General features: G+C 39.6%; 14 protein-coding genes and 5 tRNA genes. 10 read left to right on the top strand and 9 right to left on the bottom strand.

Annotation, left to right across the window (positions count from 1 at the left end; genetic code table 11):
- Together AC0MXB_RS15425 and AC0MXB_RS15420 are read right to left on the bottom strand one after the other, a co-directional pair.
- Positions 1-774, bottom strand: coding sequence for an ABC transporter permease (locus AC0MXB_RS15425; RefSeq protein ID WP_474040617.1), 774 nt, complete (start codon positions 772-774; stop codon positions 1-3).
- Positions 774-1,868, bottom strand: a complete 1,095-nt coding sequence (locus AC0MXB_RS15420; RefSeq protein WP_474040616.1) for an ABC transporter substrate-binding protein — start codon at positions 1,866-1,868, stop codon at positions 774-776. Before AC0MXB_RS15420 ends, AC0MXB_RS15425 begins: the two co-directional genes overlap by 1 nt.
- A 162-nt stretch (positions 1,869-2,030) precedes the next feature.
- Between AC0MXB_RS15420 and AC0MXB_RS15415 the strand changes: the two genes are divergently transcribed.
- The 7 genes from AC0MXB_RS15415 (at position 2,031) to AC0MXB_RS15385 (ending at position 3,649) form a co-directional block, all read left to right on the top strand.
- A complete protein-coding gene (locus tag AC0MXB_RS15415; RefSeq protein WP_474040615.1) occupies positions 2,031-2,699 on the top strand; it encodes a hypothetical protein in 669 nt (222 codons plus the stop codon).
- 31 nt (positions 2,700-2,730) lie between these two features.
- Positions 2,731-3,096 carry a response regulator gene (locus AC0MXB_RS15410; protein WP_474040614.1) on the top strand — a complete coding sequence of 122 codons (366 nt, stop codon included), beginning with the start codon at positions 2,731-2,733 and terminating at the stop codon, positions 3,094-3,096.
- A gap of 146 nt (positions 3,097-3,242) precedes the next feature.
- Positions 3,243-3,319, top strand: a tRNA-Asp gene (locus AC0MXB_RS15405).
- Positions 3,320-3,322: 3 nt separating this feature from the next.
- Positions 3,323-3,398 (top strand) — tRNA-Phe (locus AC0MXB_RS15400).
- 5 nt (positions 3,399-3,403) lie between these two features.
- A tRNA-Gly gene (locus AC0MXB_RS15395) sits at positions 3,404-3,478 on the top strand.
- 2 nt (positions 3,479-3,480) lie between these two features.
- Positions 3,481-3,555: transfer RNA gene (locus AC0MXB_RS15390), tRNA-Cys, on the top strand.
- 5 nt (positions 3,556-3,560) lie between these two features.
- A tRNA-Leu gene (locus AC0MXB_RS15385) sits at positions 3,561-3,649 on the top strand.
- Positions 3,650-3,699: 50 nt separating this feature from the next.
- On the opposite strand, the gene AC0MXB_RS15380 is transcribed toward AC0MXB_RS15385, so the two are convergent.
- The 5 genes from AC0MXB_RS15380 to AC0MXB_RS15360 form a co-directional block, all read right to left on the bottom strand.
- The gene (locus AC0MXB_RS15380; RefSeq protein ID WP_474040613.1) at positions 3,700-4,863 is read right to left on the bottom strand and encodes a site-specific integrase; all 1,164 of its coding nucleotides are present in this window, start codon (positions 4,861-4,863) and stop codon (positions 3,700-3,702) included.
- A 29-nt stretch (positions 4,864-4,892) separates the two neighbouring features.
- Positions 4,893-5,204 (bottom strand): hypothetical protein, encoded by a 312-nt coding sequence (locus tag AC0MXB_RS15375; protein WP_474040612.1) that lies wholly within the window; start codon positions 5,202-5,204, stop codon positions 4,893-4,895.
- An 88-nt stretch (positions 5,205-5,292) separates the two neighbouring features.
- Positions 5,293-6,072 (bottom strand): hypothetical protein, encoded by a 780-nt coding sequence (locus AC0MXB_RS15370; RefSeq protein ID WP_474040611.1) that lies wholly within the window; start codon positions 6,070-6,072, stop codon positions 5,293-5,295.
- Positions 6,073-6,111: 39 nt separating this feature from the next.
- Positions 6,112-6,501, bottom strand: a complete 390-nt coding sequence (locus AC0MXB_RS15365) for an ImmA/IrrE family metallo-endopeptidase (protein WP_474040610.1) — start codon at positions 6,499-6,501, stop codon at positions 6,112-6,114.
- A 126-nt stretch (positions 6,502-6,627) separates the two neighbouring features.
- Positions 6,628-7,011 carry a helix-turn-helix domain-containing protein gene (locus tag AC0MXB_RS15360; protein WP_474040609.1) on the bottom strand — a complete coding sequence of 128 codons (384 nt, stop codon included), beginning with the start codon at positions 7,009-7,011 and terminating at the stop codon, positions 6,628-6,630.
- Positions 7,012-7,159: 148 nt separating this feature from the next.
- Between AC0MXB_RS15360 and AC0MXB_RS15355 the strand changes: the two genes are divergently transcribed.
- On the top strand, positions 7,160-7,390 hold the full coding sequence (locus tag AC0MXB_RS15355; protein ID WP_474040608.1) for a helix-turn-helix transcriptional regulator: 231 nt from the start codon (positions 7,160-7,162) through the stop codon (positions 7,388-7,390).
- 244 nt (positions 7,391-7,634) lie between these two features.
- Here the strand turns inward: AC0MXB_RS15355 and AC0MXB_RS15350 are convergent, their stop codons facing one another.
- Both AC0MXB_RS15350 and AC0MXB_RS15345 read right to left on the bottom strand, forming a co-directional pair.
- Positions 7,635-8,120: a hypothetical protein gene (locus AC0MXB_RS15350; RefSeq protein WP_474040607.1), complete on the bottom strand. Its 486-nt coding sequence runs from the start codon at positions 8,118-8,120 to the stop codon at positions 7,635-7,637.
- Between the two features lie 165 nt (positions 8,121-8,285).
- Complete coding sequence (locus AC0MXB_RS15345; protein ID WP_474040606.1) at positions 8,286-8,474, bottom strand: hypothetical protein; 189 nt, start codon at positions 8,472-8,474, stop codon at positions 8,286-8,288.
- Between the two features lie 235 nt (positions 8,475-8,709).
- Here AC0MXB_RS15345 and AC0MXB_RS15340 point away from each other — a divergent pair, with 235 nt between their 5' ends.
- Together AC0MXB_RS15340 and AC0MXB_RS15335 are read left to right on the top strand one after the other, a co-directional pair.
- On the top strand, positions 8,710-8,949 hold the full coding sequence (locus AC0MXB_RS15340) for a helix-turn-helix domain-containing protein (protein WP_474040605.1): 240 nt from the start codon (positions 8,710-8,712) through the stop codon (positions 8,947-8,949).
- A 14-nt stretch (positions 8,950-8,963) separates the two neighbouring features.
- Entirely contained in the window at positions 8,964-9,275 is a 312-nt protein-coding gene (locus AC0MXB_RS15335) for a LysM peptidoglycan-binding domain-containing protein (protein ID WP_474040604.1), read from the top strand.
- Positions 9,276-9,348: the final 73 nt, after the last annotated feature.

Raw genomic sequence — 9,348 nt, 5'->3', positions numbered from 1 at the left:
CTAGTAATCCTGTTTTTTCCAGGGGAGGACGATTTTTTCGACTCCGTCGAGCACGAGGGAAAAAATATAACCAAGAATCGAGAGCGTGATGAGCGCGACAAACATGGTTTCAATATCAAACATGTCGTAAGAACGCCAGATCATCCAGCCGACACCGGCTTTTGCAGCCGACATTTCAGCAGCTACGATGAGGATCAGAGCCATGCCCATACCTAACTTTAATCCAGCAAAAATCATAGGTAAAGCACCGGGAAGTGCAACGGTAAGGTAAAAGTCTTTTCGATTGGCGCCAAAATTTTTCGCCACATCCAAATAAATCTTGTCAATGTTTACAACACCTGCCAAGGTATTGATGACAACAAGATAAAATACGCCAATCGCTATGGTGAAAACCTTCGACGTTTCGTCAATGCCGAATACAAGGAGAATCAGCGGCATTACGGCAAGTTTCGGTATGGGGTAAGTTGCAGCAATGAGCGGTTCAATGAGAGTGCGAATGACCGGGGACAGTCCCATGCTGATGCCAAGTAGAATTCCTGGCAAAGATCCTAATAGAAAGCCGAGGAGAACTCTTTGGACGCTGATAAGTGTATTATAAGCAAGTTCACCTGAGTAAAGCAGCGGCAAAAAGGTACTAGCAATGAGCGTGGGCGAAGAATAAAGGCGAATGTCTATGAAGCCAGTGCGAGCTAAGATTTCCCAGAAAAGTAGGAGCGTTAAAGGGGAGAGTAAGGGGAGAAGGTGAAGAATTTGAGCTCTTTGCAGCTTCATCATTAATTTCCTCCTGGCTGGTAATCTCCCAGTTTACTTATAGCAAAATCAACATAACGATTATCTACAACATCAGAAGTGGCAAGGCTTTTTATCAATTGATGTTCTTGATACCAAGCAAGATCCAGATCTATGCCGTGGAGACGGACATAGCCGTTGGGATTCAGACCTGTAGGAAACATTTTTTCGTATAACAGTGGATCTTTTATAACAGAATATTTACAAAGGATGGAAACGATATCTGCTTTGTTTTTATTGTAGAAAAAAGCATCGTTATAATCACGGAGCGCTTTTACATAGGCTGTCATAAAGCGATTGGCTACATCAGGCTGTTTGGTTAAACTGGCGCCAAACACGAGAAGCGCTGTTTGCGCGTCTGGATCATATTCTGAGGGATCCTTCCAAGGGTCAATGAGGTCTTTAGCTATGCCTTGAGCAATAAATGGCTCAATGACCATAGCGCCATCAATGCTTTTGTTGGCCAGGGAAACAAGCATATCGCTGAAAGAGCGGATAACTTCGATCTGAACATCTTTTTCGGTTAAGCCGCCTTTCTGTAATACTCGGTCTAAGGAAATTTCATCAAGTGAAGCTGTGCCGACAATGGCGAGCTTTTTACCGCGCAGATCTTGATAATTTTGAATACTGTTTGCTAAATCTTTGCGTATTACGAGCCGATAATAACCTTTGCCAGGGACATTAATGCCTTTATCAGCTACAATTTTTACCGGGATATCCCGCGACATGGCGTTGAAGAGGCCTGAGGCGCTTACGGTTGCACCTACATCTAGTTGTCCTGCTGCTAATTGGTTGATCATTTCCTGACCAGAATTAAATTGAACCGCTTCGATGGTAATGCCGACATCTTGATAGTAGCCTTTGGCCATACCAATTAAAATACCAGCATCAGATATGACCTGTTTCATGCCTACCTTTACTGTTGCCTGCGACGAAAGCGGCGACAAGGTCGGCGCCCAGGCGGGCGGTGGCGCCTCGCTTGTTTTCGTAGTCTGAGTTCCTTGATTCAGACCACAGGCGGACAGCAGAAATACTAGTGTAACCAAGGTGAGTAAACGAAAGCTTTTTAGGTAATTCATCCTATATCCTCCCGCTATAATTCATTCGATGTATTACTATGCAAAGCTAAGGAGATTGGTGACGTTATAGCAGGTTTTTGGCAAGTTTGTGAAGAATACATTAACGATGATTCAATTTAGAAGGTTTTAAAGCTATCTTACAATAAAATGAGGCTAGAATTTATGTCAATTCAAGAAGAACTAGAGGCTTGGACGTATCCGGAAAAACTGCCGCAAAATTTGCTGGGGTTTGAGCTGAGTACGCTACGTGAAACGAGTGGGACGCAGACCATTTTGTTTAATTATGAGTTTTCCGCTAAAAGACGCCGATTTATTGCTTTCTATGATGAAGCGACGAAAGATTTTATGGTCCGTGTTATTATCGGACTGACTGAGTATAATGATGTAAGTTATATCGTGACAGACTTAGCCGCTTTTGAAAGCTTGCTGCAGGAAAGAATGGAAAATACGTTGCACGAATTAGCTGTATTTGAAGAGCATCATCTAGAAAGCGTGCTTTTGCAAACGAAGATTACTACATGGGAGTATGGAACAAAATTACCTCATGCAATAGGGCCTTTTTCTTTATTTATTTCACCGCAGGAACCAGTTAAAGTAATTAATGGTTCCTACATTGTTCTAGACTACAGCTGTTTTTCCGAAGAAAGCAATTTTTTGCTGTATTATAATATTTATCGGGATGAATATTTTGGTGAAATTCGCCTTCACCGTACACCGGAAATGATTTTTGATTTTGATGCGAAAAACTTGAAAGAATTAGAAGAAAAGCTAGAAACTCATTTGAAAGACACTTTGAACAATTTGGAGAAACGGTTTAAAGCGGCGGATTAATAGTTAACTGAGAGAAGGGCGGAAATTTTAAATGGCGAAAATATTAGTATGTGATGATTCGGCATTTATGCGGATGATGCTTAAAAAGCTGCTTATAGATAATGGGCATGAAATTGTCGGTGAAGCTGGTGATGGCAAGCAGGCCGTACAGCTTTTTCGGCAATTTCAACCTGAGCTGACGACAATGGATATTACTATGCCTAAAATGGATGGGATTGAAGCAGTTCGGATGATTCGAGAGGAATTTCCTAGTGCCGTCATTATTATGGTAACTGCAATCGGTCAAAAAGCAGTTATTAGCGACGCCTTGCAGGCAGGAGCATCCGATTTTTTAGTCAAGCCATTTGATCCAGCACAGGTTTTAGAGACGATTCAAAAAGTTTTGCGGCGTCAATAAGAAAATGATTGGAAAACTATTGACTAATTTTATTTTTTTGCTATAATATTATTTGCTGTGGAAATAACTTTCGAGTTTCAAATGAATAAAAAAAGTTGTTGACATAGTAAGTTGAAGGTGTTATACTAACAAAGTAACTTATGAATGGCCCGGTAGTTTAGTTGGTTAGAATGCCGCCCTGTCACGGCGGAGGTCGTGGGTTCAAGTCCCATCCGGGTCGCCATTTGCCGCGATAGCTCAGTCGGTAGAGCAGAGGACTGAAAATCCTCGTGTCGACAGTTCGATTCTGTCTTGCGGCACCAATTATGCGGAAGTAGCTCAGTGGTAGAGCATCGCCTTGCCAAGGCGAGGGTCGCGAGTTCGAATCTCGTTTTCCGCTCCAATGGCGGCATAGCCAAGTGGTAAGGCAGAGGTCTGCAAAACCTTTATCCCCCAGTTCAAATCTGGGTGCCGCCTCCACACATGCCGGGGTGGCGGAACTGGCAGACGCAACGGACTTAAAATCCGTCGGAGAGTGATCTCCGTACCGGTTCGATTCCGGTCCTCGGCACCAAAAGGTGCACAAGAAATAAGGCCTCGCGGCGATCGCGGGGCCTTATTTCGTTATTTAGTCCCTCGGGCTTTGACTACTTTTTGACTACTTACAGATTTTGGTTTGCGTCTTTGCTCTAATTTTTCAGTGATGCCTTCTTGGATTTTTTGCGTGTCGTGAGTGTATTTATCCATGGTAAAAGCGCTCGTCGCATGGCCGAGTCTTACCTGCATTGCTTTTGGATGTACACCCATTTCAGCTAGGTTGGTTGCATGGGTGTGGCGAAGGTCGTGGAAATGTAGACTGTCATCAAACCCAAGCTTTCGAATGATCCGCTTGAAATCATTTGATACGTTTGACGGTTCTTGTGGTGATCCATCTGGGTTAGGGAAGATCAAGTCTAAAGAACCTTGATACCCAAGGCCATAATCGCAGATAGCTTTACTTTGTTCAGCCTTGTGTTTTTTTAGAAGTACCATCACTTCTTTAGTGATAGGAATCGTTCTGTAGGAATTTTTGCTTTTAAGCTTGTCGGTGATATGAACACCGCTGGCATGAGTGCGAATTACTTTTTGCGATACCTTAATAGTGTTTTTCTTAAAATCAACATTATGCCAAGGAAGGCCGAGGAGCTCACCGTTTCGCATACCGCTATCCCAGGCTAGTTCATATAAAACGTAGTATTCAGATCCCTTTGCTTCATTTAAAAGTGCTTTGAATTGAGCATCAGAGAGAACTAGCTGCTCTTTTTCTTCTGGTTGCGGTTTATTTACAGCAGCACAAGGGTTTGATGATAGAATTTCATCCCGAATAGCTTGTTTGATTGCCGCATTTAAAGTTACATAGATATATTGCAGACGACGTTGGCTGAGGCCTTCGTCTTTTTTTGTTTTAAGCATTTTTCGAATGTGTTGAGGTGTTATGTCCTGGATCTTGTGTTTGCCGATCTGAGGCTTAATGTGGAGTCGACAAATGGATTCATAACCTTCTCTTGTCGATTCAGCAAGTGTTTCCTCGTCGTTTAGTATTTCGATCCATTCATCAAGCCAATCGCTTAGAGTAATGCTTTTATAATTCCCTAATTTGTTCTGCTTTTTTATTTCTTCTTTTTTTTCATCGATTTCGGCTTGAGATTTACCATAAATGTACTTATAAATTGGTTTCCCGTCATCGTCATGACCGACCATTACTTTAGCCTGGTAACGGCCGTCAGCTCGTTTTTTTATTTTTGGCATGATACCAGCTCCTTTTCTGTAGGGTTGAATTAGCGTATTTTCTTTGCTTTCTGGGTAGACGCATGTTTAGATATTAACTTTTTTAAATATCTTTCGTGATTCATTTTTTTAGCAATGTAGTATGTTTTCTTCATTGATTCAGCGATTAGACGAGCATCTTCTTCATCCATTTCTTGATCAATGCTAATGTGCATATAAAAAGACGGTGTTCTGTGACAGCCCCATACCTTTCTAAAAATCGGATCAGTTTCTGCAATTTTGTCGAAGATGGAGGTAACTTGATTATTTGTTTGGCTGGTCAAAATAACATGATGATTTTCTTTAAATTGTAAATGTGCCATATAAACAGTCCTTTCCCGTACGTATGTTCGCTTCAATAGGTGAAAAATTTACCCCGGTAAAGGGGCAGAATTATTTTAAAATAATTTATTATTTAACTTCTTGCCATCCGCTATTAGGAAAACTTCCTTCTTCAATTTCTTCCCACGCTTGAGGATCGGCGGCAATATTTATTTCCAAAAAGCCTTTGTCAATTTTATCTATAATAACTGTAAATAATTTTTTATTTTTTACTTGAGCATAGGATGCTGGAGTAAAGTTTTCAGCAAGCCAATTGCTCTCATATTCTCTAAAAATCTTAGTGCGTTCTAGAGGCGCCTTATAAGTGGTATCCTTGAATGTTTTTTCTCTTACTAGCTTGCTATCTGCTGGTATTAATGTGGCAATAACTTTATTTACGTCTTCAATCTTTTTGAGAGGAAGTTCTTCAGGAGAGGTAATATGCCAATCAGATTTTCGTTTTTGCAAACTGATGTCGATGGATTGAATCTTTTCCGGACTTATTTTGTTTCCACCAAAACTCAATAGGTATTTATTATCATAAATATTTTTCATGATCCATTCTTTAGGAACAGGAGCTTCTGGGTATTTTTCTTTAAAAGCATTCAAGTCTGATCCCAAAGTATATGTAACATTTTCTTTCGTTTGCTGCGTTGATTTTGAAACAACAGGTTGAGATTCTTTTTTATCATCGGATGGCATTGTAAGGCTAGTTAAAATTAGAAAAATTATTATCCAAGGGGTATACATTTTTATAACTTGCTTTCTTGTTTTTTCTTTTTCTGATTTCAATAGTTTTTCAGGTGAAATCAATCCAATAACAAGAAACATAAATGATAAGAAGAGCAGAATTGAAAACAATAGATTCACTTCTAACAACCTCCTAGGGAAATACTACTCAATATTGTTTTACTTCCATCCGTTTTTCAAAAAATCAAGTACATACTTTTTCTCATATCCCATGTGTTCAAGAAACTCAGCTGAAAATTCATCAGCTTCAGTTTCTTTTTTATTGTCTGAAAGAAATATACGTCCCGCAATACAATAACTTTTGTAGTAGGGATGAAGTATTATGTGGCCTATTTCATGACAGATTACAGCCTTGACTTGCCACTCTTCGATTAATTCGTCACTTACAAAAATTATTTTTCGTCGCAAAATTCGACGCCAAAATCCATGAGCTCTTTTAGGCACTTTAGTAATTATAATTTCTATTTTTAGTTGCTTCGCAATCGCATAAGGATCGCAATAGCACGTTTTGTTGATGAGGTTTCTCACCCGCAAGGGGATATTGTACAAGTACACCACATCCCGAAAAAAGTAAATTTACTTAAATTCCTTTACCGATGTCTCTTTACCGATTACCTCAAGTAATTTAGCTTCCGGAAGTAACGGGCGTAGAGCTTTTCTTGTGTAGCATATATACTACAACTTTTTTTCTTTAGATCTTTTGTTGAGTTTTTTTGCTAAATGATACCCTTGTTCAATTGCTGATTTAATAATTTCAAGATCGTCTTCGCCAAGTGCTTCGCCATTTAAGGTAAGTTCTTGTTCTTGTTCGAGAAGTTTTAAGAGATCTTTTGGCTTTTTTGGTTCCTTTTCTGCAAGCGGCTCAGTAGTTCCTAAAAGGTCATTCGGAGTAACTCCGAAAAATTCGGCCAATTGCTTAAGTGTTTGAAGATCCGGTTCTCGTTTATCTGTTTCATAAAGAGAAAGCCTTGATCTTGATATTGTAGTTAGATTTGATAATTCGAGTTGTGTTAATTTTCTTTGCTCACGCAACTCAGCAAGTCTTTTCCCGAAAGTCATATAATCAACTCCTAAATATAATTATATGCTACAAAATGAAACAAAAAAATATATTGCTTCAAAAAGTTGCTTTTAATATTGACAGCTACAAAATGAAGCAATATAATTAAATCAATAAATGCTTCAAAATGAAGCTGGAGGTGATTATATGAGAAAAGCTTTAGTAGAAGCTAGAGAAAAAAGAGAATTAACTCAAGCTTATGTAGCTGAATGTGTTGGTATTTCTCGCAGCTATTATGGATTAATCGAAACTGGAGCAAGAAATCCCAGTTACGGATTAGCATTAAAAATTGCTAAGTTACTGAAATCTAAAGCAGAAAATCTTTTTTTTGATCTTGAAGGCTTCAAAATGAAGCAAAAAATACGGAAAGGAGCGTGAATGGATGAAAGCACCAACAAACATAGCTGGTGAAGGTGGAGAAAATCCGATAAGGCGTGAGGATTTAGTAAAGCAATTACTACGAAAAGAGCCCCTAACAGAATTGGAAAGAGATACATTGCTAATCAGTAATAGTCAGATTCTTAGTGAGTGTTATTTTAATAAGATGTTGGGATCTGAAGATAATTCGTTAAAAAAAATAGCATTTATACACCATGAAGCAATGATGGAGCAGCGAGCGTGCCTATTTGCCATAATCGGGTTTGGGATAGGTATTGGGTTTTGCAAATTCATAGAGTATCTTGTAAGCCTTATAACAGCCAGCTAACTTCTTGTTAATCAAACCAGGATCTATGTGATTTATACCTTTTTCTAAAGATCCTTCAACAACTTTTTGTAGAGCGCAGATTTCTCGGTAATGATCAATAATTAGTTCAAACTTATCGAATGGAATCAACGTGAAAGCTGGGTCGTATTTTAGCTTAGTCCAATCACTATCCACTATGTCTGAGCTTAAAAGTAGTTTGGGGACATCGGGATTTTTATCTAGGAGTAATTTTAACCATAGTTTATGCCTGCTTACCTCAACTAATAAAATTCGGCAACAGACTCGAAGGCGGTTTTTTTCTTTGGTTTGGCTAATTAATACGTTTCCTATAAAGACAAGAAGTCCAATAAATGCGGATGAGCCAATCCAAGATAAGAGATTTGGGAACCAGTCGATTTGCATTTTTTATTCCTCCTAAGGTAGCTATGCTGTGTGATTAACAACATAGTTCGAGTGGAAGGAATAAGTTACCTGTACTTCTTTTGCCTTTTTTATTCGGTAAAAGGGAAGTGTTTCCTATGAAAAGCAGCTTTTACACATGATTACCATTTCCCAAACAAGTGATACTTATTCGCGAAATTTCATTTTTTCAGTATCAATTTCACCGTTCTTTTCTTCAAATTCAGCAATATAGCGCAAGAGGATACGCCGTGCTTCTCGATTAACCGAACGGTCTTCCAGATCGGCAATGAATTTTAGCTTTAATTTGTTCTCGATTTCGAGCCTAATAGTAAGTCTTGGAAGATCGGACGTCATCGTTGGATACCTCCTTCGGTTTCCAATATAGCACAGTAAAAACAGCTTTTGGCGCGATTGTGACAGAGTGCATCAAAGTGGCGTCACTATTTTTCACAGGTGGGGTGAAAATGTATCAATTAAGCAAAAGCCAAGAGAAAAAGTGCTTATTTATTGAAAATCTAGTGGCTTTATTTGGAGCCATTAGAGCAATTTATCTTGTATTTCATACATTCTTTTGAAAGGAGCAGTGGGTATGGCAGAAACAACTGAAAAGATCGCACTTACGCCTAAAGAAGCGGCGGAATTAACTCCGCTAGGAGAGCAAAGAATTCGTGGCCTATGTCATAACGATCCATCGTTTCCGGCTTTCAAGAATGGAAGAGACTTCATTATTCCTCGGAAGCCGTTTGAAGAATGGCTTGCAAAGCAGGCTGAGGACAAAGTTGGATTTGATCCCGTTTTCCGTCGGATTAAAAGAAAAAAATACGGATGAGTGGAGGGAGCAAGGTGGATAGAAAAACTCTTAAGGATATAGCCATCGGCATGGTTCTAGCTGGGAGCATACTCCTATCTCTGGGCGCAACTGATCGTCAGGCAGAAACTCGAATGGTATCGGATGTATACACCGTTCATACAGGTGACACGATCGACGGCATAGCCCAGAAGTATATCTCGCGCAACACTGGTTCTCAGCGAACCTTTCAAGAGTTTCGCGAAGGTATCTTGGAGCTGAATTACGAGCTTTTAAAGGACAGGCCTTCGCACTGCATCATTTATCCAGGCGATCAGATCCAAGTTAATTATTGGGTGAGGGAATAATGCGGTACTGTCGCCGGTGTGGCCGGCGCTTCCATCATCGTTGTGAGTATGAATGGACGGTTTTGCCTGGAAG

The sequence above is a fragment of the Pelorhabdus sp. sgz311001 genome, from assembly GCF_055901755.1.
This window is presented reverse-complemented; position numbering and strand designations above follow the sequence as displayed.